The sequence below is a fragment of the Streptomyces sp. NPDC057900 genome (assembly GCF_042887885.1).
Classification (GTDB): Bacteria; Actinomycetota; Actinomycetes; order Streptomycetales; family Streptomycetaceae; genus Streptomyces.
This window is the reverse complement of sequence record NZ_JBHVOI010000001.1, coordinates 1409778-1432333: the sequence shown is the minus strand read 5'-3', so window position 1 is coordinate 1432333 and position 22556 is coordinate 1409778. Positions and strand designations below refer to the sequence as shown.

Here is a 22556-nt window from a genome sequence, read left to right as displayed (position 1 = left end):
CCGTTTCCACCGGCCCGGGGCGCGGTGCGCCGGCGGCTGGGGGCATACATCCGGGCGGGCGCGCGGGACGGAGTACCGACAGTCCACCACCGAAACGCGTCCGCTGTCCCGCGGTCACACTCGATTCAGTGATTAGTCATGCAATCGATCGAGTGGTCCGGTGGGCCGTTCCGAGAAAAGCGGAAAGCTCCAGTTGCCCGGCCGCAATCGGGTCGTTAGCCATGGAGAAAGCGGCAGAAGTCACAGCTAAAGAAGGCTGGTGCGGCGCGGGGACGCGACCGAAACAGCTGCCGCCGCAGAAGGGAACCTGAAAGTGAAGTACGCGAAGACCGCCGCGTTCGTTGCCGGCTCCGTGGTCGCTCTCGGAACGGCTGCTCCCGCCTTCGCCGTTACCACCGCGACGGCTCCGAACTTCAGCCTCGACGGCGGGATCAACCAGGTGGTGGCCGCGGCCCCGCAGGCCGTCGACCCGATCGTCGACACCGTCGACGGTGCCACCGGCAAGCTGCAGAAGGACGGCACCGTCACCAAGATCGCCGGACAGGCCACCGGTGCGGCCAAGGGTGCCGCCCCGCTCGTCGGCGGTCTCCCGCTCGGCGGCTGACCCCTGCCGGGGCGGCGGTTGCCGGTCCGAAGCGTTCCACACCGCTCCGGTGCGGTGCCTCCCGTGAACGGGCGGACGGCAGACGCACCGTTCGAGTGAAGTGCCACAACCATTCCCGCAGCCGCGAGTTGATCAAAGCGCTCAGGTCAGCGGGCAACAGAAAAACCCAGAAGGGCTAGATCAATGATCAAGAAGATTATGGCCTCGGCGGCCGTGGCCGCCTCCATCGTCGGCGTCTCCGCCGCGGTGGCCCCCTCGGCCATGGCGATCGGCAACGACCAGGGCACCACCTCGGTCAACGGCAACGGTGCCATGCAGTCGTACGGCAACTCCGCCACCCACGGCGACTGGAGCCCGCAGTTCGCGCTCATCCAGGGCTCGCTCAACAAGCCCTGCATCGCGCTGCCCGCCAAGGTCAACGCCGGTTCGCTGCTCGGCGTCGTGCCGATCTCGGTCCAGGACCTCAACGTCCTGTCGTCGCCGCAGAACCAGCAGTGCACCGAGAACTCCACCCAGGCCAAGGGTGACGAGGCGCTGTCGCACATCCTGGACGACATCCCGATCCTGTCCGGCAACGGTGCCGCCAACAACTAGTCCCACCTGTCGTACCCCATGGGGCCGGCCCGTCCACGCGGACGGGGCGGCCCCATGTCGCGTTCCCGGCGCGCGGCCCCTCGGCCCCCCCGGAAGGGCTGGTCCACTGGGCCGGTTGCCGTAGTGGCACCGGGCGCTTTCCGCCGCAGCGGGTATGGCCACCTCATGGACGAGTACGACAGCAGGAGCTCCCAGGACCGCCGCCGCCCCGCGGAAGGCGTCACACCGATCTACGACCGCCTCCTCGCCGAATGGCAGGCGACCCGGGGCGATCCGGAGCCCGTGGAGCCCGGTTCGCCCCGCACCGCGGGGCTGGTCCCGGCGGCGCGCACCTCGGGCGAGGCCTTCCCGGGTTGACGAGAGGGTGTCGAACTTACGCGGGATCGAACCCATTTGAGTGGTACTGCGCAACTGTCTGGGCTTTAGGCGGTTGATCAGTACGTCCCAGAACGGGGCGTTCCGAAAGGTGAAGTGTGATGAAGAAGATGATGGCCGGCGCGGCCGTAGCCGTGTCCATGGTCGGCCTGTCCGCCGCGGTGGCCCCCGCGGCCATGGCGATCGGAAATGACCAGGGCACGACGTCGGTCAACGGCAACGGCGCCGAGTCCTCCTACGGCAACAGCGTGACCCGTGGCGACGGCAGCCCGCAGGCCCAGCTCGTCCAGGGCACCCTGAACGACCTCTGCCTCGGCGTGCCGGTCAAGGCCAACGTCGGCTCGCTGATCGGTCTCGTTCCGATCGCGGTCCAGGACGTCCAGGTCCTGTCCAACCCGCAGAACCAGCAGTGCGCCGACAACTCCGTCCAGGCCAAGGGCGACGAGCCCCTGTCGCACCTGGTGGACGGCATCCCGGTCCTCTCCGGGAACGGCGTCGCCAACAACTGACGCCGGACACACGTGCCGCGGGCGGTCCGGGAAGTCCCGGGCCGCCCGTCGCGCGTCGGCGGGGCGCCCGAGAACGCGCGATGCCCACCGCTCCACGGGGGGCGGTGGGCATCGCGCGCTTCAGGGGCGGTCAGCCGAGGGTGCGTACCGGCAGCACGCAGTGCGCGGAGGTCGCGATGACCTCCGGGTCCCCGGCGAACGACCGCAGCGAGTCCTCGGTCACCGGGCTGCCCGGCGCACCCTGCGGCCAGGGGCGAGTGGCGAACATCGCCTGCACCTCACCCTGTTCGCGGGCGGCGGCCAGCCACTCCGGCCGGGCCGGGTACTGGGCGGTGAAGTGAGGCAGCGTCAGAACGGCCTGACCCGCCTGGACGAGCAGTTTCACCGGGAGCCCGGGTGTCTCGTCGGCGCGCACCGGGGCGCCGCCGATGTGCAGCCCGCTGCGCTCCAGCGCGACGCGCATGGCGTTCTCGCCGGCCGCGGGGCCGTCCGATCCGTCGCCGAGCGAGTACCCGAGCAGGAAGGCGACTTCCCGTCCGTTGTGGGGGTGTTCGCCGCTCCAGCCGATCAGGCTGAGGGTGCCCAACTGGGCCTGGGTGAAGGTTCCGGTGGCTGTCTGGGGGGAGGTCATGTCCGGCACCCTAACCGGCTGTGACCGGTCGATCCTCATGCGTATCACTCGATCGAGGGATAGTTCAGGATATCGGCGCTCCGGAACCGTCGGTGGCGTGCGCCGGGACGGGGCGTCGCGATAATTCGGTTGACGCCACCGGGCCGCCCCGCGCTATCGTTTGCGACGTTACGGACGGCGGGACGAGAGCGCCGGTCCCGGACCGTGTGTGAACACAGGAGGTGAGGACATTGATGACTGTCATTGCGGTGGGCGCTGCCCACGAGCCGAAGTGTGTCTGTCCCACCCCCGTGGCCGCCGGCTGACCTTCTCTGACTTCTGCGCCGCCGTGCGCAGTGCCGGGGCCACCCTGTGAAGGGTTTCCCTTGTCTCTCCCGATCTCCTCCTCTTCCTTCTCTTCCTCCTCCTCTCCGTCGCACCCGCTGGCCGCGTACGGCTGGGACGACGACTGGGCGGCCGAGTTCGCCCCGTACGCCGCACAGGGGCTGCTGCCCGGCCGGGTGGTCCGGGTGGACCGAGGGCAGTGCGACATCGTCACCACCGCGGGCACCGTCCGCGCCGACACCGCGTTCGTCGTGCCCCGCGATCCGATGCGGATCGTCTGCACGGGCGACTGGGCCGCCGTCGACCCGGAGGGCGACCCGCAGTTCGTCCGTACGCTGCTGCCCCGGCGCACCGCGTTCGTCCGCTCCACCTCGTCCAAGCGCTCCGAGGGGCAGGTGCTCGCCACCAACGTCGACCACATCGCCATCTGCGTCTCACTGGCGGTGGAACTCGACCTGGGGCGGGTCGAACGGTTCCTGGCGCTCGCCATGTCCAGCACCGGCGGTGACGCGCTGCTGCGTGACGGGGCATCCGCCGGTGACGGGGCGGCCGAGACGATCGTCGTGCTCACCAAGGCCGACCTGGTCCCGGACGCCGCCACGCTGTCCTACCTCGTTCAGGACATCGAACGCCTCGCCCCGGGGGTCCAGGTGCTGCCCGTCAGCTCCGCCACCGGAGAGGGCGTCGACGTGTTCGCCGCGATCGTCTCCGGTGGTACGAGCGTGCTGCTCGGGGCTTCCGGCGCGGGCAAGTCCACCCTCGCCAACACCCTGCTCGGGTACGACGAGATGGAGGTGCGGGCCACCCGTGACATCGACGGCAAGGGCCGGCACACCACCACGACCCGCAATCTCCTGGTGCTGCCCTCCGGTGGTGTCCTCATCGACACCCCCGGGCTGCGCGGGGTCGGCCTGTGGGACGCGGAGACCGGCGTCGGCCAGGTCTTCTCCGAGATCGAGGCGCTGGCCGAACGGTGCCGGTTCCACGACTGCGCCCACGAGGCGGAGCCGGGCTGCGCGGTGCAGGCGGCGCTCACGGACGGTTCGCTGCCCGAGCGGCGCATGGACAGCTACCGCAAGCTGCTGCGCGAGAACCAGCGCATCGTCGCCAAGACCGACGCCCGGCTCCGCAACGAGATCCGGCGCGACTGGAAGCGCAAGGGTGCCGAAGGCCGGGCCGCCATGGAGGCGAAGCGCGGCCGGGTCCAGTAGCCGGGACCCTGGTCGACGTCCGAAAACCGCGAGTGCGGTGCTGCGGGGTGCCGCACACTGGATGATGTGATGGACGAAGAGACCAGGTACGAGGCGGTGAGCAGCCGCGACGCGCGTTTCGACGGGGAGTTCTTCTTCGCCGTCGAGACGACCGGCATCTACTGCCGGCCGAGCTGCCCCGCCGTCACCCCGAAGCGGAAGAATGTCCGCTTCTACCCGACCGCGGCCGCCGCCCAGGGCAACGGCTTCCGGGCGTGCAGGCGCTGCCGCCCGGACGCCGTGCCCGGCTCCGCCGACTGGAACGTCCGGGCCGATGTGGTCGGCCGCGCCATGCGGATGATCGGCGACGGTGTGGTGGACCGGGAGGGCGTCCCCGGTCTGGCCGGCCGGCTCGGCTACAGCTCGCGGCAGGTGCAGCGGCAGCTCAACGCGGAACTGGGCGCCGGTCCCGTGGCCCTGGCGCGCGCCCAGCGCGCGCACACGGCCCGGGTACTGCTCCAGACCACCGCCCTGCCCGTCACCGAAGTCGTTTTCGCCGCCGGTTTCGCCAGCGTGCGCCAGTTCAATGACACGATCCGGCAGATCTACGCCCGCACCCCCAGCGAACTGCGCGCGGAGGCGGGCACCGGCCTGGGCGCCTCGGTCAAGGAGGCGCGCACCACCGGAATCCCGCTCCGGCTCGCGCACCGGGGACCGTACGCCGCCCGCGAGGTCTTCGACCTGCTCGCGGCCGGGACGGTCGCCCGGATCGAGGAGGTCAGCGGCGAGCCCGGCGGCCGCACCTACCGCCGCACCCTGCGCCTTCCCTATGGCACCGGCATCGCCGCCGTGGACGAGCGGTCCGCCGGGAGCTGGCTGGAGGCCCGCATCCACCTCACCGACCTGCGCGATCTGACCACGGCGGTGCAGCGGCTGCGCCGGCTCTTCGACCTGGACGCCGACCCGTACGCCGTCGACGAACTGCTCGCCGCCGATCCGCTGCTCGCCCAGCGGGTCGCCGCCCGCCCCGGGCTGCGCTCGCCGGGCACCGTGGACCCCGAGGAGTTCGCCGTGCGGGCCCTGGTCGGTCCGGCGGCCGCGCAGGAGCTCGTGGAGTTGTACGGGAAGCGGCTGGACATGCCCTGCGGCGGGCTCACCCATGTGTTCCCCGAACCGGGTGTGCTGGCCGGGGCGGCACCCGGTCCTGAGCTGCGGGCGCTGGCCGGGGCGCTGGCCGACGGTGGCGTACGGCTCGACGCGGGCGCGGACCGGGAGGAGGCCGAGCAGGCCCTCTCGCGGCTGCCGGGCGTCGGACCGGCGACCGCGGCCCTGATCCGGATGCGCGCGCTGGGCGACCCGGACGTCGACCCGTACGGGACACCCGGCTCGGACCGGTGGCGACCGTGGCGTTCCTACGGCGTACGCCACGCGCGGTCGGCGGGCCGGGTGTCCGTGTGAGCCTCAGGCGGGCAGGCCCCAGCTGGGCGCCGGTTCGTTCGCGGTGACCGGGCGGACGGTGAGGTCCGGGCGGTCGCCCGCCGCGGTGATCAGCGCCGATTCGCCCTTGCGGAGCGGGATGCGGACCGATCCGTCGGCCAGCCGCTCGTGGTTCAGCCGGTGCCCGCGTCCGTCGCGGACCTCGACCGGGCCCTCGATGCCGTGCCGTACGACGCAGGGCGCGCCCGCCTCGCTGGTGAGGCGCACCCAGCGGGTCCGGCCCCCTTCCCGTACCGCGCTGAGCAGGAAGGCACCCTGGGTACGGAAGTCGTGCACGGTCAGCTCCCGCCAGGCGGCGGGGAGGGCGGGGAAGACCCTGATCGTGTCGCCCCAGGACTGGCAGACCATGTCGTGCAGCGACTGGGCGGCGGACAGCGGGGTCTCGATGACCGGTCCTGACTCCTTGTACATGGTGTTGGCCTGGATGAACCGGCTCATCAGCTCGCCCAGGTACTTCAGGGCGTCCTCGCCCTTGCCGAGCAGCGCCGACATGGAGGCCGCGCCGGTGAAGGTGTAGCCCTGCAGCGCGCCCTCGAAGCCGACCCAGTGGGCGAGGGACTTCTCGATCAGGGCGCGTTCCGCGTCGGTGGAGCCGTTGATCTCGTACAGCGGATACACGGCGAGCATGTGCGAGTAGTGGCGGTGGGACATCGCGAACGGCACCCCGGCGCCGATCATGAAGCCGTTCTCGTCCACCGGGTACGGGGCGAGCCTGGCCAGGACCTCCTCCCAGCGGGCGGTGAGCGGGTCGTGGACGCCCAGTTCCCGGGCCGAGTCGAGCAGGGTGCGGCAGCCCCAGCGCAGCAGCATCAGGTCGTAGTTGCAGTCGGGGGCGTTGACGCCGTACTCGGGGGAGAAGGTGGCCGGCAGGTGCAGCTTGCCGTCCGCGCCGGGGGTGAGGAAGTGCAGGTAGTAGTTGACCGCCTTGCGCAGCAGTGGGAACAGGGTGTCGCGCAGGACCGAGCGGTCCATGGTGTGCCGGTAGGAGAGCCAGACGTTGTGCAGGGCCCAGGTCAGGTTGCCGACCTCGGGGGTGGGCGGGTCCTGGCCGGGGATGCCGACGCCATACCCGCCGTCGGCCACGGCCGCCCCGTTGACCAGCTGCGGGTCGGTGGTGCGGGGGATGCCCGCCGAGTCCGCCCGGTAGGGGGCGGCGACCTCGCGGGAGAGCTGGTCCCGGAACTCGCTCAGGGCCCGGGTGACGGCGTCGAGCTCCAGGTGGTTGGAGCCGTGGATCAGCCAGTACTCCAGCTGGACGTTGAGGTTCCACCAGGTGTTGGGCCAGGGGGTGGGCTCCAGCCAGGGGCCGGAGGTGGCCATCACGGGCGCGTCCTTGCGGGCGGCCGACGCCGTTTTGTAGAGCTGGATCCAGTAGAACCGCTGGAGCCGGGCATCGGGCAGCGACAGGAAGCTCTTCCGGTAGAAGCGGTCCCACCAGGCCCGGTGCGGCACGGACAGCAGGGTGTACGGGAGGGCGGAGGCGACCGTGACGGTGCGCAGCGCGCGGTCGCGGGCGGTGTTCTTCGGGTAGGAGTGCGCGACGGTCGCGTACAGGGTGCGGACCGCGCCCCGGGTGCGCTCGCGCCAGGCGGTGACGTGCTGTCCGCCGCTCAGCAGCGGCTGCACGGCGGCGGAGGTGGCGCCGTGCTTCTCGACGACGGCCGGGGGGTTGCCGGTGTAGCCGTCGGGCAGCGGCTTGAACGCGGCCCTGGGGCTGATCGCCTCGGCCGGGTGGAAGACCCAGCGGAACGCCTTCTCGCCCGCGCTCGGGGTCACCTCGACGGCCAGTACGTCGCCGGTTGACTGGACGAAGGCGCGGAGCGTGAGGGTGCCGGCGGTGGTGGTGACGGTGCCCTGGAGCTCGGCCGTGTGCAGCCGCATCCGCCAGTCGACGCCGGTGATGGTGCCGGCCGGTTCCAGGGTGAAGTGGCCGATCGGGAGCCGGGCGAGGCCGAACAGCGAGCCGTACTCGGGGCGGTGGTCCTGGACCTCGGAGTGCTGGACGTTGAACCGGATCGCGGTGGCCTCGGCGCCGGGCTCCGCGTAGATGCCGGAGCCGAGCCGGCCGTTGCCCAGGTAGGGGCCCTCGTACCAGGTCTTCGGCAGCTTCTGCCAGTGCAGGTCCGCGTCGTCCAGGACGGTGTTCCAGCTGTCGGCGGGGGAGTGCACCGTCACCGGGGCGGCGGTGCTCGCGGCCGGGGCGGCTGCCGGGGCGGCGGCCTGGGCCGGGACGGCCGCGCCGCCCACCACGAGGGCGCCGCCGAGCGCGGTACCGGTGGCGAGAACGGTTCTGCGGGAGGGCGCGGGCGACGGGGAATCGGTGCGGGTGGGCGCGGCGGGATCCGGTGCTGTGGGCAAGGCAACTCCTGGCGATTCGTACGCAGGCGGGCGCAGTAATTCATCCGAGCTATGTCCTCACGGAAGGTAGACTTGCGCCATCGGAGCGTCAATAGGATGCGAGAGATCCGATGTGTTTCTATCCATGTGATCGGGCATCGAATACGTGACGCCGAGGGCGTGATGCCGAAGAGGTGGCGCCGGCGCCCGGGCGCGTCAGTGCCGGAGCAGTACGCCGGCCCACGCCCCGGTCACCAGGAGGCAGGCGAAGAGCTCGACCAGTACGGAGTAGCCGGTGGCCCGCATCACCGAGCGGACCGAGGCCCAGCCCGCCCCCCGGCTGCCCAGCCGCATCCGCTCCGCCCCGTAGATCACGCCCACGTACCCGAGGATCGCGCCCACCACCGGCACGACGAAGAAGCCCGCGATGGCGCCGATCCCGCCCAGCAGCAGCGTCCTGCGCGGCGCCCCCGACTCGCGCGGGCGGCGCGGCGGCAGGAGTGGTTTGAGCGCCTGGTTCAGCAGGAGGAGGGCCGTGGCGCCGATCAGTACGGCCCAGGCCGCCGGGGTGTTGTCCGCCAGCGCCCACCACAGCACCGCGGCCCAGACGATCGCCTGGCCGGGCACACCGGGCAGCAGCACGCCGATCAGGCCGAGCAGCATGACCAGGCCGACGGCGACGAGCTGCCACACACTCATCTGACCAGCGTGCAGGAGTCCGGCCGCTCCCGCCCGTCGTCGGCCCCGGGAGGCCCGTCGGTCCGGCCCGGCGGGGAGTGGGATCAGGCGCGCGGCTCGCGGGACACCCAGCCCCGCTCGTAGGCGTGCCAGCCCAGCTGCAGCCGGGTCGACACCCCGGTGAGCTCCATCAGGCCCTTGACCCGGCGCTGCACGGTCCGCAGCCCCAGCTCCAGCTGTTTCGCGACGCTGGCGTCGGTCAGCCCGGCCAGCAGCAGCGACAGGACCTCCAGATCCGTCGGATCGGGGCCGGTCGTCTCCTCCCGCACCATCCCGCTCTCCCCGAGCCGCAGCGGCATCGCCTCGCGCCACACCGCCTCGAACAGCCCCATCAGCGACTCCAGCAGCCCGGAGGCGTGTACGACCAGGGCGGCCGGCTCCGCGCCGCGACCGGTCAGCGGCACCATCGCCAGAGCGCCGTCCGCGACGACCAGCTTCGTCGGCACCCGGTCCACCACCCGGCAGTGCTCGTCACGGCTCAGCGCCGCCGACAGCTCCAGGATCCCCGACGGCAGCGCGAGCACCTCGCGCTCGACGACCACCCGGAACGTCACGCCCCGGGTGGCGGCCCGCTCCTCCGACTCGTTGTCGAGACCGCTGACCGCGATCGGCTTTCCGGTGACCAGGGCGCACACCTCGCTCGTCGCACCCAGCTGGAGCTGATGGAACCGGTGTGCCACCGCGCCCGCACCCGTGACCACCTCCACCAGGTCGTGGACGGCGGGCTCCGCGGCGTCCGCCCGGTACTCCTCCGCCAGCAGCGCCGCCGCCAGCTCCGCCTGCTCCAGCTCATGGCGCTGCTGCGTCAGCAGCGCACCCAGCGCGACCCCCGGCGGCGCCGCCACCCACCGCCCCGTACGCGCGGAGGACTGGGCGGCCAGACCGTGCTGCTCCAGCCGGCGCAGCGCCCGTTCGGTCTCCGGTTCCGGAAGGGCCAGCCGGTGCGCGAGATCGGAGACCTCCGCCGCGCCCAGCGCCACCAGAGCGCGGTAGGCCGACTCCTGTATCTCGTCGAGTCCTATGGCTCCCAGCATCCCCGGACCCCTCCCCGGACGCAGTGCTTCCGTGTGATGTCGTACTCCGCGGGCGACCGGTCGTGGCGGAAAGCGGCCACGGCGTAAACCCGCCTCGGCACATCATCCCTGTACCGCCCGCCCCTCTGCCAATGTGGCGCCACCGCAGCACCAACAACCTCCGGAATGCGGCGCTTTGCGCTGCCTGTTCCGGTATCACTTGGGGAGAGCGATGCGTCCGATATCGCGTACGGCACTGGGGGCGGCCACCGCCGCCGTCCTGGCCGTCACGGTGATCGCGCCGTCCGTGGCAGCGCCACAGGACGACGCGACCGCGAAGAGACCGCTGACCGGCAGTGCGACGGCTGCCGCCGCACAGGCAGAGCCGGTCACCGTGACACTGGTCACGGGTGACAAGGTGCTGGTGAACACGGACAGTTCGGGGAACGCCTCGGCCACCGCGCTGGCCGGCGCGGACGGCACCGTCCCCCTCGTGCAGACCCGCCGCTCCGGCAAGGACCTCTACGTCTACCCGGCCACCGCGGCCAAGGCGCTCGCCGCCGGCACGGTGGACGAGGAACTCTTCAACGTCACCGGGCTGATCCGGCAGGGCTACGACGACGCGCACGCGGACTCCGTACCGCTCATCGCCACCTACACCGGCGACGCCGCCCGCAGTGCGCACGCCACCCCGCGCGGCGCCCAACGCGGGATCGCCCTCCCGGCCATCGGGGGTACGGCGCTCAAGGCGGACAAGGAGAAGGCGGCCGGGTTCTGGGCCGACGTCACCGGAGCCCGGTCCCGTTCCGCCGCCGGACTGAAGAAGCTCTGGCTGGACCGCAAGGTCGAGGCCAGCCTCGACCGGTCCACCAAGCAGATCCGCGCCGACCTCGCCTGGGCCGCCGGGTACGACGGCAAGGGCACCAAGGTCGCCGTCCTGGACACCGGCGCCGACGCCGAACACCCCGACCTCAAGGGCCGCATCAGCGCGTCGGAGAACTTCACCGACTCCGACACCACCGACGACCGCCAGGGCCACGGCACCCACACCCTGTCCACCGTGGGCGGCTCCGGAGCGGCCAGCGACGGCAAGCAGAAGGGCGTCGCCCCCGGCGCGGACCTGCTCGTCGGCAAGGTCCTCAACGACAGCGGTTCCGGCGACTCCTCCTGGATCATCGCGGGCATGCAGTGGGCCGTCGACCAGAAGGCCGACGTCGTCTCCATGAGCCTGGGCAGCGCGACACCGACCGACTGCACCGACCCGATGAGCATGGCCGCCGAGGAGCTCGGCAAGAGCAAGGACACCCTGTTCGTCGTCGCGGCCGGTAACGCGGGCCCCGCCCTCAACACCGTCTCCTCCCCCGGCTGCGCGCCCAGCGTGCTGACCGTCGGCGCGGTCGACCGGGACGACTCCACCGCCCAGTTCTCCAGCCGCGGCCCCGCCATCGGCGCGCACACCCTCAAGCCCGAGATCACCGCGCCCGGCGTCGGCATCTCCGCCGCCGCGGCGGGCGGGCGCGGGATCTACGCCTACCAGTCGATGTCCGGCACCTCGATGGCCACCCCGCATGTCGCGGGCGCCGCCGCCATCGTCAAGGAACGCCACCCCGGCTGGACCGCACAGCAGGTCAAGGCGGCACTCGTGTCGTCCGCCAAGAGCGACATCCCCGGTGACGTACGCGAGACCGGCGGTGGCCGGCTCGACGTGAAGGCGGCCATCGACACGACCGTCACCGGCGCGCCCGCCGTCCAGGGCGGCACCTTCAACTGGCCGCAGGACAAGAGCGACCGCACCACCGTCCAGGTCCCGTACACCAACTCGGGCAGCAAGCCGGTCAAGCTGGGACTGAAGCTCCAGAGCGTCACCGGCAACGACGGTTCGGCCGTCGGGTCCGCCGTCGCCGCACTCGGCACGAAGAGCGTCACCGTACCGGCCGGAGCCACGGTCCAGGTCCCGCTGAAGCTCGACCCGACGGCGAAACTCCACGACAGCCAGTACGGCGACGTCACCGGCCGGGTCCTGGCCACCGCCCCCGGCGGAGTGAAGGTCTCCACCCCGTTCTCGCTGTACGTCGGCGCCGAGACCGTCACCCTGCGCGTCAAGCTGATCGACACCAACGGGGCCCCCGCCGGCGGCTCGTCGTCCCTCGACGTCATCGGTACCGACACCGCGAGCGGTGAGCGCCGGTTCAACGACGGCTCGACCGACCAGGTGTACCAGGTGCGCCCCGGTGCCTACTTCGTCTCCAGCTTCATCGTCTCGGCCGACCCCGAGGACGCCACCGGCACCCTCGCCAAGTCCGTCGGCTACCTCGCCAGGCCGCAGCTGAACGTCACCAAGGACACCACCCTGGTGCTCGACGCCCGCAAGGCGCACCGCGTCCAGGTGAAGACCAGGGACCGGGCGAGCGAGACCCGTAGCGGCACCCTCGCCTTCGGCCGCAGCTGGGACGACGTCTGGCTGCACGCCGGGTCCATCGCAGGCGGCAGCGCCATCAAGGACTACCGGGCCGACATCCGGGGCAAGGCCACTGACGGCGACTTCGAGTTCGACAGCTTCTGGCGCGCGTACGCCCCGCAGATCGAGAAGCTCTCGGTCGTGGGCGGCGCCACCCTCCACCCCACGACGGCGTCCAACGGCTCCGTCAACCTCGACGGCACCGGCCGGGCCGCGCTCGTCGACGCCGGCAGCGGCACCCCGGAGGAACTGAAGGCCGCGGGAGTCTCCGGCAAGATCGCGCTCGTCGGAGTTCCGGACGACGGCACCATCGTCACCCAGGCGCGCGACGCCAAGGCCGCCGGTGCCGTGGCGATCATCACGCACCGCCCGTCAGCGGGCCCCTGGAAGCCGTCCGTCGGATACGGCTCGGCGCCCCTGCCCTCGCTCGGCATCCAGGCAGACGAGGCGAAGACTCTGACCGAGGCGCTGGCCGCCGGACCGGTGAAGCTGAGCTGGAAGGCCACCGCCGTCAGTCCGTTCGTCTACAACCTGGCCTTCTCCGAGAACGGCGACCTCACCTCGAACCGCACCTACCAGGTCAAGGACAAGGCGCTCGGCGCGGTCGAGTCCACCTATGAATCGATGGGCGTCAAGACGGACTTCGTCGACACTCTGCTCGTCTCCCGCCCCTATGGCGCGAGTTACGGTGTCGGCGCGTTCGACACCGTCGCCGCACCCGGAAAGCGCACCGAGTACTACACGGCGGGCGACTCCAACTGGCAGCAGGCACTCTCCTCCAGCTTCCCCTGGGGCGAGTTCATGGTGGACAAGTTCCGCACCTACAAAGCCGGTTCGAAGCGTGCCTCCGACTGGTACCGGGGCGTCGTCGTGCCGTCCGCACCCCGCGACGACCAGGGCGAGGAGCAGCTCGCCGCAGAACGCCAGGACAATCTGATCGGGGTCGCCCCAGGCTTCTGGAGCGACACAGAACACGGCGGTCTCCAGGGCTCCTTCGGAGACATGGGCAGCATGCGGCTCAGCAGCGGCGGCAAGGTGATCGGCGAGTCCGGCTGGCCGTCCGGGGTGTTCACCGTCCCGGCAGCCGATGCCGCGTACGAACTCACCATGAGGACGGCGAAGTCGGGGCAGCCCGCCGCCGTGTGGAAGCGGTCCACCGCGACCGAGACCACCTGGAAGTTCCGTTCGCACCGGGACGAGGACGTCTACTCGCAGGGCATCCCGCTGCTCTTCCCGGGTTATGACCTGCCCTCGGACGGGATGAAGACCCTTGCGGCGAAGGACGGCCAGAAGATCGGACTGAGCGTCACGGGTCACGCCGGCTACACGCCCGGCAAGCTGACGGCGGCCAAGGTCTCGTACTCGTACGACGGTGGCGAGACCTGGACCGAGGCCGCCACCGCCCAGCGGGGCGGACGCTGGACCGCGACCGTGAACCACGCGGACGCGGCCGGCGAGCCGGTCACCCTGCGGACCGAGCTGACGGACGCCAACGGCAACTCCGTCGTCCAGACCGTGACCAACGCGTACGCCGTGCGCTGACGCACAGTCACCCGACCGGTCCGCCGGGCGTCCTTCCCGTGGGGGGTGGGGCCGCCCGGCGGACCCTTTTCCGTGGGGTGCTCCCACCACATTTTCGGGATGATCCGTTTTGCGACGCCCCATGCGGTGGACAATATGGGCATGAGTCAGCAGGGGGAGAGGCCCGCCGCCCAGGAGGACGACTGGTGGCGCAGGCTGTATGACGAATCCGCCCCGGACACCGGGGCGAGCCAGGCGGCCGACAGTCTCGACGACCGCTTCGACTCGGCGTCGGACGCCGTGGGGCCCGACGGCGCCGAGGCGTACGGGGCCGTGGCGGCGATACCGGAGCCACGCGTCGCGCCACCCGTTCCGCCGCCACCACCCCTGGAGGAGCCCCCGCGCGCTCCCTGGGAGCCCCCGGCGGGAATCTCCCGGCCCCGCACGTTCGCGGTGGCCCCGCCCCCTCCGCCCCCACCGCCCCCGCCTCCACCACCACCGCCCCCGCCGCCCCCGCCCCCTCCGCCCCCGCCTCCGCCCGCCGCCGATCCCCGCCTCGACCAGAGCCCGCCCGCCGGCCGGGACGCCGAGGTGCCGCCGCTGCCCAGGCGGCCCGTCGTCGAGCGGAACGAGGACGAACGGCCGGCGGCGGACACGGAGACCCCGGCCCCGGCCCCGGCCGCCCCCGAAGCCGGGGCGGGGGAACAGCGGGAGCAGGAGGCGCACAGGCCCGTCTCGTACGTGGGTGCCAGGCCGCCCACGTACGACGCGGAGCCCACCGCGCTGCCCGCCACGGACCCGCACGAGATCCACGCGCTCGTCGCCGACACCGTGCTCGACGGCGCCCGCTACGGCACGTACACCCTGCGGGCCGCCTCCGTGCGCGGCGACTCCGCGCGGTTCCGGGGCGAGCCCCGGCGCGACGCGCTGGTCACGGTGCGCTTCGGCGCCGCCGAGAACGCCCTCGTCCTGGTCGCCGTCGCGGGCGGCGCGCGCACGGCCGAGGGCGCGCACCCGGCCGCCGCCGACGCCTGCCGCTGGATCGCGGAGGCGGTCGGGCGCAGCCATGCCCGGCTCTCCGAGGACATAAGGGAGGGCCGCCGCGGCGAACTGAAGTCCGGACTGCACCGGCTGGCGGACCGCACCTACGGCAGGCTCCGCGCCCGCGCCGCCGAACTCGGCCTCGAACCGCACGAGTACACCGCGGGTCTGCGCTGCCTCCTGCTGTCCGCGGACCCCGGCTGCCGCACCCGGGTCTTCTTCGGCGTCGGCGGCGGCGGGCTCTTCCGGCTGCGCGACGGCAGCTGGCAGGACCTCGAACCGGCGGTCCCGCACGCCGCCGAACTCGCCGGGGAGGGAGTGGTCGGCTTCGGCTCGGCGACGCCCGAGAGCGGACCCGACGGCGAACGGCTGACCATGGACCTGGGGATCGCCACCGGTCCGGCCCCGTACATCGAGAGCCCGGTCCCGCCGCCCGCGGAACCGTTCCGGTTCCGGGCCTCGGTCGCCCGGCCGGGCGACACCCTGCTGCTGTGCAGCAACGGCCTGGCGGACCCCCTGCGCGACGAGCCCGAGCTCGCCGCCGAACTGGCCGGACGGTGGGCCCCGGGCCCCGCGCCGGGTCTCGCGGACTTCCTCGCGGACACCCAGCTCAGGGTCAAGGGATACGCCGACGACCGCACGGCCGTCGGCGTCTGGGAGGCGTAACCGCGCGGGTCATGGGTTGATGGACTCCGGAGAACCCGTCCGGCCGGGGTTTCGTGCCCCGGGTTCCGGACAGCCGAACGTGCACGGAGCACAGGCAGAGGGAGCACGCACCCATGGCCAAGCAGAACGTGGCGGAGCAGTTCGTCGATGTCCTCTCGCGCGCGGGGGTCAAGCGCCTGTACGGGGTCGTAGGCGACAGCCTCAACCCGGTCGTCGACGCCATCCGCCGGCACGCGGACATGGACTGGATCCAGGTCAGGCACGAGGAGACGGCCGCGTTCGCCGCAGGCGCGGAGGCGCAGGTCACCGGCACCCTGGCGGCCTGCGCGGGCTCCTGCGGACCGGGAAACCTGCACCTCATCAACGGCCTCTACGACGCCCACCGCTCCATGGCACCCGTGCTCGCGCTCGCCTCGCACATCCCGTCGAGCGAGATCGGCCTCGGCTACTTCCAGGAGACCCACCCGGAGCTGCTCTTCCAGGAGTGCAGCCACTACAACGAGATGATCTCCAACCCGAGGCAGATGCCCCGGCTGCTCCAGACGGCCATCCAGCACGCGATCGGCCAGGGCGGTGTCAGCGTCGTCTCGATGCCGGGTGACATCGCCTCGCAGGCCGCACCGGAGAAGACCATCGAGCATGCCCTGGTCACCTCCCGGCCCAGCGTGCGGCCCGGCGACGCGGAGATCGAGAAGCTCTGCCGGATGGTCGACGAGGCCAAACGGGTGACGCTGTTCTGCGGCAGCGGCACGGCGGGTGCGCACGCGGAGGTGATGGAGTTCGCGGAACGGGTGAAGGCCCCCGTCGGGCACGCGCTGCGCGGCAAGGAGTGGATCCAGTACGACAACCCGTACGACGTCGGCATGAGCGGCCTGCTGGGATACGGCGCCGCCTACGAGGCCACCAACGAGTGCGATCTGCTGATCCTGCTCGGCACGGACTTCCCGTACAACGCCTTCCTGCCCACCGACGTGAAGATCGTCCAGGTCGATGTCCGTCCCGAGCACCTGGGCCGCCGCTCCAAGCTCGACCTGGCGGTCTGGGGGGACGTCCGCGAGACGCTGCGCTGTCTGACCCCGCGGGTGAAGGCGAAGTCCGACCGCAAGTTCCTCGACCGGATGCTCAAGAAGCACGCCGACGCGCTGGAGGGCGTGATCAGCGCGTACACCCGCAAGGTCGAGAAACACGTCCCGATCCATCCCGAGTACGTGGCCTCTGTCCTGGACGAACTCGCGGACGAAGATGCGGTGTTCACCGTGGACACCGGTATGTGCAACGTCTGGGCGGCCCGCTATCTGACGCCGAACGGCAAGCGCCGGGTGATCGGTTCGTTCAGCCACGGTTCGATGGCCAACGCGCTGCCGCAGGCCATCGGCGCGCAGTTCACGGACCGGAACCGCCAGGTCGTCTCGATGTCCGGGGACGGCGGATTCACCATGCTGATGGGGGACTTCCTGACGCTCGTCCAGTACGACCTGCCGGTGAAGGTCGTACTGTTCAACAACTCCGCGCTGGGCATGGTCGAACTGGAGATGCTGGTGGCGGGGCTGCCGTCGTTCGGTACGACCAACAAGAACCCGGACTTCGCGGCCATCGCGCGGGCCTCCGGGGCGTACGGCGTACGGGTCGAGAAGCCCAAGCAGCTCGAAGGGGCCCTCAAGGACGCGTTCAAGCACAAGGGACCGGCGCTCGTCGACGTCGTCACCGACCCCAACGCGCTCTCCATGCCGCCGAGGATCAGCGCGGACATGGTGACCGGGTTCGCGCTCTCCGCGAGCAAGATCGTGCTGGACGGCGGGGTGGGCCGGATGGTCCAGATGGCCCGCTCCAACCTCCGTAACGTACCCCGCCCCTGAGCCCTTCGGTCCGGAGCGGCCGGGGCCCCGCGGGGCCCCGGCCACTCCGCCGGAGTCCTAGGCGTCCACCTCGTACTGGCCGTGCTCCAGGAAGTACCGCAGCTCCTCCGGAGTGCCGTCGATGGCGGCCCTGGCCGCCGCCCGGAGCGCGCTGCTGCTGTTCGGGTCGGAGATGATGCGGGCTATGGCGACCCGGTCGTCCTCTGCCTGGGCGAGGCGGTAGCCGGTTTCCAGCCAGGCGCGGAGCTGTTCCGGGGTGGCGTTGCTGTCGAGGAGTTCGTTGACTTCCTTGATGACGCGCTTCCCGCTGGCGGGGTTCGCGAGGAGTTTGACGATGGCGACCCGGTCGTCCTCTGCCTGGGCGAGGCGGTAGCCGGATTCGAGCCAGGCGCGGAGCTGTTCCGGGGTGGCGTTGCTGTCGAGGAGTTCGTTGACTTCCTTGATGACGCGCTTTCCGCTGGCCGGGTTCGCGAGGAGTTTGACGATGGCGACCCGGTCGTCCTCCGCCTGGGCCAGCCGGTAGCCGGTCTTGAGGAAGGCCCGCATGTCCTCCACCGTGCCGTCGAGGGCCTTGCTCCCCTCCCGGTTGACCCCCCTGCCGCTGTCCTCGTCCGCCATGATGCGGAGAATCGCGATACGGAGTTCTTCCTCGGACATCTCGTCCACGGGTGTGCCGGGGTCGTCCGTGGCTGCCGACGCCGTCACGGCGGCGGGAGCCGAGGCGGCACCGGCGGCGAAGGCCGGGGCTGTCAGCAGGAGGGCCGGCGTCAGGGCGGTGGCCGCGACGGCCAGAGCGGCACGGGTCATTCTCATACGGGTGGACCTGCCTTCGGAACGCAGTGATGATCGGAGCACCGGCGAGCGGGTGTGCCGCCGCCGGTCGTGTACATCGTCGCCTGTGAGGGCGGCCGGAAGCACTGCCGGATTCCGGCAGCCTTCACACTCTCCACACTGCTATGCGCAGGCATCGCGTCGCCCGCACCCGCCTCGTGCGGCTTCGGTGACGCAGCGCCGGAACGCCATGACGGATCGTCAAATCGGGAGCGCTGACGACCTCTTGGCGGCCTCTGAGCAATGTGACATATTACTGACGTGTTCACGAGACAGCCCTTGGACGTCGTCGTCGTCGGTGCCGGAGTGGTCGGCGCCGCCTGCGCCTATTACGCGGCCCGGTCCGGACTCGCGGTCGCGGTGGTGGACAGTGGCCCCGTCGCCGGTGGTACCACCGGGGCCGGGGAGGGGAACCTCCTCGTCTCCGACAAGCCGCCGGGCCCCGAGCTGAACCTTGCGCTGCACTCCGCCTCCCTGTGGCGCGAGCTCGCCCAAGTGCTGCCGCCCGCGATCGAGTTCGAGGAGAAGGGCGGCCTGGTGGTCGCGGCGGACGAAGCGTCGCTGGCGACCCTGACCGCGACTGCGGCCGGACAGACGGAGGCGGGGGTACGGACCCGCGCCGTCGCCCCGCACGAGCTGCCCGGACTGGAACCGCACCTCGCACCCGGCCTCGCGGGCGGGGTCCTCTACCCGCAGGACGCCCAGGTCCAACCAGCTCTGGCGGCAGCGCACCTGCTGCGCACGGCGCGTGAGGCCGGGGCCCGTGTCCGGCTGGGGGAGGCGGTCACGGCCGTGCTCACCGGGCCGGGCGGCGCGGTGCGCGGCGTACGGACCGGCCGGGGCGAGCTGCTCGCACCCGCGGTGGTCAATGCCACGGGTGTCCGGGGCGGCGAACTGGCCGCCCTGGCGGGGGTGGAACTGCCCGTGCTGCCCAGGCGCGGCTTCGTGCTGGTGACCGAGCCGCTGCCCCGGCTGATCAGGCACAAGGTGTACGCGGCGGAGTACGTGGCCGATGTGTCCAGCGGCTCTGCCGCGCTGCAGACCTCGCCCGTCGTGGAAGGGACCCCGTCGGGGCCCGTACTGATCGGCGCGAGCCGTGAACGGGTGGGCTTCGACCGCACGTTGTCCGTGCCGGTGATCAGCCGACTGGCAGCAGCCGCCGCCGCGCTCTTCCCGGTGCTCGGACAGGCCCGTGTACTGCGCGCCTACCACGGCTTCCGCCCCTACCTGCCGGACCACCTGCCGGCGATCGGCCCCGACCGCCGGGTGCCGGGCCTCTTCCACGCCTGCGGCCACGAAGGAGCGGGCATCGGGCTGGCGCCCGCCACGGCCGCACTGGTCGTCGCGGCGATCCGGGGCGAGGACCCCGCCATCGACCCCGAACCGTTCCGGCCCGACCGGTTCGACCCCGCCTTCGACCCCGCGTCCGACGCCGCCTTCGAGCCCGGCCGCGAGGGCACGCCGACCGCCCGGTCACCGAGACAGGAGCCCTGGTGATACGTATCCGCAAACGCACCGCCGCCCGCACCCCGGCCGCGCAGGCCGGCGCCGAGCCGGGGCCGGGGTTCGAGATCACTTTCGACGGCCGCCCGGTCCACGCCCTGCCGGGACGGAGCATCGCCGCCGTCCTCTGGTCGGACTCCGTCCTGACCTGGCGCACCACCAGGGTGAACGGACGGCCACGGGGCGCCTTCTGCGGCATCGGCTCCTGCTTCGACTGCCTGGTCACCGTGAACGGGGTCCCCGGCAGGCGCGCCTGTCTGCGGCCCGCCCGCCCCGGTGATGTGGTCACGACCCAGGAGGGGGACGGGCATGCCGGACTCGACCGCTGAACCTTCGCCCTCCGCGTCTGAACCTTCCGCCCCCGCACCGGACTTCGCCGAGCTCGCGGTGGTGGGCGCCGGTCCGGCCGGGCTGGCGGCCGCGGTCACCGCCGCCGACGGCGGACTCGACGTGATCCTCCTCGACGCGGCCGACGCGCCCGGCGGCCAGTACTACCGCTCCCCGGCCCCCGGCCTGCGCGCCACCCGGCCCGAGGCTCTGCACCACGGCTGGGCGCGGTTCGCCGGGCTGACCACCCGTCTCGGCCTCCACCGGGAAGCGGGCCGGATCCGCCACCTCGCCGGACATCAGGTATGGGCCGTCGAGCGGACCGGGGCGGACTGGACCCTGCACGCCGTCACCGGCCCCGACGGCGAGGGATCGGCCACGCTCCGGGCCCGCCGACTGCTCATCGCGACCGGCTCCCACGAGCGCCAACTCCCCTTCCCCGGCTGGACCCTGCCCGGAGTCGTCGGCGCGGCCGGGGCACAGGCCATGCTCAAGTCGGGTCTGGTGCTGCCGGGACAGCGCGTCGTCGTCGCGGGCAGCGGACCGCTTCTCCAGGCCGTCGCGGTCTCCCTGGCGCGCGCCGGTGCCCGGGTGCCCGCACTGGTGGAGGCCGCCGGATACGGGGCGTACGGACGCGCTCCCCGCGTGCTGGCCGCGGACCCCGGCCGGCTCCGGGAGGGGATACGGCACTCCGCGGCGCTGGCGGGCCACCGGGTACGGGTCCTGACCCACCGGGCGGTCACCGCCGTGCACGGAACGGAGCGGGTGGAGGGCGTCACCGTCAGCCGCCTGGACCGCGACTGGCGCCCGCTGCCCGGGACCGGGCGCCGGATCGCCTGCGACACCCTGGCAGTGGGCCACGGACTGGTCCCCCAGCTCGACCTGGCCGTCGGACTGGGCTGCGAGACCCGGTGCGGCGCCGACGGATCGGCCGCCCTGGTGCTCGACGAGGACCTGCGCACCACCGTGCCCGGCGTCTGGGCCGCGGGCGAGCCGGGCGGCATCGGCGGAGTGCGTCTCGCGCTGTGCGAGGGCGAGTTGGCGGCCCTCGCGGTGACGGGGGACGTCCGGGGCGGCAGCCGGGACCGGGACGCACGCCGGATCGCGGTGCTGCGCCGGACCCGGCGGCGGATGCGCGCGTTCGCCGAGCTGATGGGCGCCGTGCACCGGCCCGGCCCGGGCTGGACCGAGTGGCTCGCCGCCGACACGGAGGTCTGCCGCTGCGAGGAGGTCACCTCGGGCGCGATCCGCACGGCGGTCGACGACCTCGGCGCCGGGGACAGCCGTACGGTCAAACTCCTCACCCGGGCCGGAATGGGCTGGTGCCAGGGCCGGACGTGCGGATTCGCGGTCCGGGAACTGGCGGGCTGCGCGGCCGAGACCGGAGCCCCGGACCGTCGGCCGCTCGCCTGCCCGGTCCCGCTCGCCACGCTCGCCCGCGCGGCCCGCCCCGAGGACGAATGACCCTCCGGGCCACGCGTGTCTCCCGGGCGCCACCGGGAGCGCGGCCTTCTCCGTCCCCCTTTACCGTCCCCACTTCGCCGGTCCATGTCATCCCACACCTCTGAGGGAGCCCAGATGTCGACGAACTCCACTGCCCGCAACCGTCCTTGGCGAGGCGTCATGGTCGCCACGCCGCTCACCCTGCGCGAAGACCGGTCCATCGACTTCGACGCGTACGCCGCCCACGTCCGCGACCTCGTGGACGCCGGCTGCGACGGCGTCGTGCCGAACGGCTCGCTGGGGGAGTACCAGACCCTCACGGAGCAGGAGCGCGACCAAGTGGTGCGCGTCGCGATCGAGGCCGCCGGGGACGGGGCCAGGGTCATGCCCGGGGTCTCCGCCTACGACAGCACCCAGTCGCGCCGCCTCGCCGACCGGGCGGCGGAGGCGGGCGCCGGTTCCGTACTGCTGCTGCCGCCCAACGGCTACCCGTGCGAGGACGCCGCGGTCCGCGCCCACTACGCCGAGGTCGCCGGGGCGGGCCTGCCGGTCGTCGCGTACAACAACCCGTTCGACACCAAGGTCGACCTGACCCCCGCGCTGCTCGCGCAGCTCCACGCGGACGGGTCCGTCGTGGCCGTGAAGGAGTTCAGCGGGGACGTCCGCAGGGCCTACGAGATCGCGGAGGAGGCCCCCGGGCTCGACCTGCTGGTGGGGGCCGACGACGTACTGCTGGAACTCGCCCTGGCCGGTGCGGTCGGCTGGATCGCGGGCTGCCCCAACATGCTGCCCGCCGGCTGTGTCGCGCTGTACCGGGCCGCCGTCTCCGGGGACCTGGAGACGGCCCTGCCGCTCTACCGGCGGCTCCACCCGCTGCTGCGGTGGGACTCCAAGCCGGAGTTCGTCCAGGCGATCAAGGCGTCGATGGACATCGTCGGGCGGCACGGCGGCCCCACCCGGCCGCCCCGGCTTCCCCTGGACGCGGAGTCCGCCGCCGCCGTGCGTGCCGCCACGGAGAAGGCGCTGGCCGAGGGGCTGGACTGACACCGGGCCCGGCAGAGACCACCCGACACACCGCCCGGCGCACAGAACACGCGC

The 22556-nt window shown here is 72.4% G+C and carries 18 protein-coding genes; 13 read left to right on the top strand and 5 right to left on the bottom strand.

Annotated features, from left to right (window positions below; all coding sequences use genetic code 11):
• The first annotated feature begins 313 nt into the window (after positions 1 to 313).
• The 4 genes from ACFVQ0_RS05905 to ACFVQ0_RS05890 all read left to right on the top strand — a co-directional run bounded on the left by ACFVQ0_RS05905 (position 314) and on the right by ACFVQ0_RS05890 (position 2082).
• Positions 314 to 604: a hypothetical protein gene (locus ACFVQ0_RS05905; RefSeq protein ID WP_390084933.1), complete on the top strand. Its 291-nt coding sequence runs from the start codon at positions 314 to 316 to the stop codon at positions 602 to 604.
• Positions 605 to 787: 183 nt separating this feature from the next.
• Entirely contained in the window at positions 788 to 1198 is a 411-nt protein-coding gene (locus tag ACFVQ0_RS05900; protein ID WP_390084931.1) for a rodlin, read from the top strand.
• A gap of 165 nt (positions 1199 to 1363) precedes the next feature.
• Positions 1364 to 1555 carry a hypothetical protein gene (locus ACFVQ0_RS05895; protein ID WP_390084929.1) on the top strand — a complete coding sequence of 64 codons (192 nt, stop codon included), beginning with the start codon at positions 1364 to 1366 and terminating at the stop codon, positions 1553 to 1555.
• A gap of 119 nt (positions 1556 to 1674) precedes the next feature.
• Positions 1675 to 2082, top strand: a complete 408-nt coding sequence (locus tag ACFVQ0_RS05890; protein WP_390084927.1) for a rodlin — start codon at positions 1675 to 1677, stop codon at positions 2080 to 2082.
• 130 nt (positions 2083 to 2212) lie between these two features.
• Here the strand turns inward: ACFVQ0_RS05890 and ACFVQ0_RS05885 are convergent, their stop codons facing one another.
• On the bottom strand, positions 2213 to 2713 hold the full coding sequence (locus tag ACFVQ0_RS05885; protein WP_390084925.1) for a DUF5949 family protein: 501 nt from the start codon (positions 2711 to 2713) through the stop codon (positions 2213 to 2215).
• A gap of 365 nt (positions 2714 to 3078) precedes the next feature.
• On the opposite strand from ACFVQ0_RS05885, the gene rsgA reads away from it, so the two are divergent.
• Together rsgA and ACFVQ0_RS05875 are read left to right on the top strand one after the other, a co-directional pair.
• Entirely contained in the window at positions 3079 to 4248 is a 1170-nt protein-coding gene (gene rsgA / locus ACFVQ0_RS05880) for a ribosome small subunit-dependent GTPase A (RefSeq protein WP_390084923.1), read from the top strand.
• Positions 4249 to 4317: 69 nt separating this feature from the next.
• The gene (locus ACFVQ0_RS05875; RefSeq protein WP_390085410.1) at positions 4318 to 5685 is read left to right on the top strand and encodes a DNA-3-methyladenine glycosylase 2 family protein; all 1368 of its coding nucleotides are present in this window, start codon (positions 4318 to 4320) and stop codon (positions 5683 to 5685) included.
• 3 nt (positions 5686 to 5688) lie between these two features.
• Here the strand turns inward: ACFVQ0_RS05875 and ACFVQ0_RS05870 are convergent, their stop codons facing one another.
• The 3 genes from ACFVQ0_RS05870 to ACFVQ0_RS05860 form a co-directional block, all read right to left on the bottom strand.
• On the bottom strand, positions 5689 to 8082 hold the full coding sequence (locus ACFVQ0_RS05870; RefSeq protein WP_390084921.1) for a glycoside hydrolase family 95-like protein: 2394 nt from the start codon (positions 8080 to 8082) through the stop codon (positions 5689 to 5691).
• A 195-nt stretch (positions 8083 to 8277) separates the two neighbouring features.
• Positions 8278 to 8760 (bottom strand): DUF456 domain-containing protein, encoded by a 483-nt coding sequence (locus ACFVQ0_RS05865; RefSeq protein ID WP_390084919.1) that lies wholly within the window; start codon positions 8758 to 8760, stop codon positions 8278 to 8280.
• A gap of 83 nt (positions 8761 to 8843) precedes the next feature.
• Positions 8844 to 9833 (bottom strand): helix-turn-helix domain-containing protein, encoded by a 990-nt coding sequence (locus ACFVQ0_RS05860; protein ID WP_390084917.1) that lies wholly within the window; start codon positions 9831 to 9833, stop codon positions 8844 to 8846.
• A gap of 211 nt (positions 9834 to 10044) precedes the next feature.
• Here ACFVQ0_RS05860 and ACFVQ0_RS05855 point away from each other — a divergent pair, with 211 nt between their 5' ends.
• From ACFVQ0_RS05855 to ACFVQ0_RS05845, 3 genes are all read left to right on the top strand, one after another.
• Positions 10045 to 13812: a S8 family serine peptidase gene (locus tag ACFVQ0_RS05855; protein WP_390084915.1), complete on the top strand. Its 3768-nt coding sequence runs from the start codon at positions 10045 to 10047 to the stop codon at positions 13810 to 13812.
• Positions 13813 to 13953: 141 nt separating this feature from the next.
• Positions 13954 to 15498, top strand: a complete 1545-nt coding sequence (locus tag ACFVQ0_RS05850; protein ID WP_390084913.1) for a protein phosphatase 2C domain-containing protein — start codon at positions 13954 to 13956, stop codon at positions 15496 to 15498.
• 113 nt (positions 15499 to 15611) lie between these two features.
• On the top strand, positions 15612 to 17354 hold the full coding sequence (locus tag ACFVQ0_RS05845; RefSeq protein WP_390084911.1) for a pyruvate dehydrogenase: 1743 nt from the start codon (positions 15612 to 15614) through the stop codon (positions 17352 to 17354).
• A gap of 57 nt (positions 17355 to 17411) precedes the next feature.
• Here ACFVQ0_RS05845 and ACFVQ0_RS05840 read toward each other — a convergent pair whose 3' ends face one another.
• Entirely contained in the window at positions 17412 to 18167 is a 756-nt protein-coding gene (locus ACFVQ0_RS05840) for an ALF repeat-containing protein (RefSeq protein WP_390084910.1), read from the bottom strand.
• A gap of 279 nt (positions 18168 to 18446) precedes the next feature.
• On the opposite strand from ACFVQ0_RS05840, the gene ACFVQ0_RS05835 reads away from it, so the two are divergent.
• The 4 genes from ACFVQ0_RS05835 to ACFVQ0_RS05820 all read left to right on the top strand — a co-directional run bounded on the left by ACFVQ0_RS05835 (position 18447) and on the right by ACFVQ0_RS05820 (position 22502).
• Entirely contained in the window at positions 18447 to 19682 is a 1236-nt protein-coding gene (locus ACFVQ0_RS05835) for an NAD(P)/FAD-dependent oxidoreductase (protein WP_390084909.1), read from the top strand.
• Positions 19679 to 20017, top strand: a complete 339-nt coding sequence (locus ACFVQ0_RS05830; RefSeq protein WP_390084908.1) for a (2Fe-2S)-binding protein — start codon at positions 19679 to 19681, stop codon at positions 20015 to 20017. The genes ACFVQ0_RS05835 and ACFVQ0_RS05830 overlap by 4 nt, the downstream gene beginning before the upstream one ends.
• The gene (locus ACFVQ0_RS05825; RefSeq protein ID WP_390084906.1) at positions 19998 to 21479 is read left to right on the top strand and encodes an FAD-dependent oxidoreductase; all 1482 of its coding nucleotides are present in this window, start codon (positions 19998 to 20000) and stop codon (positions 21477 to 21479) included. The genes ACFVQ0_RS05830 and ACFVQ0_RS05825 overlap by 20 nt, the downstream gene beginning before the upstream one ends.
• A gap of 114 nt (positions 21480 to 21593) precedes the next feature.
• On the top strand, positions 21594 to 22502 hold the full coding sequence (locus ACFVQ0_RS05820; RefSeq protein ID WP_390084904.1) for a dihydrodipicolinate synthase family protein: 909 nt from the start codon (positions 21594 to 21596) through the stop codon (positions 22500 to 22502).
• Positions 22503 to 22556: the final 54 nt, after the last annotated feature.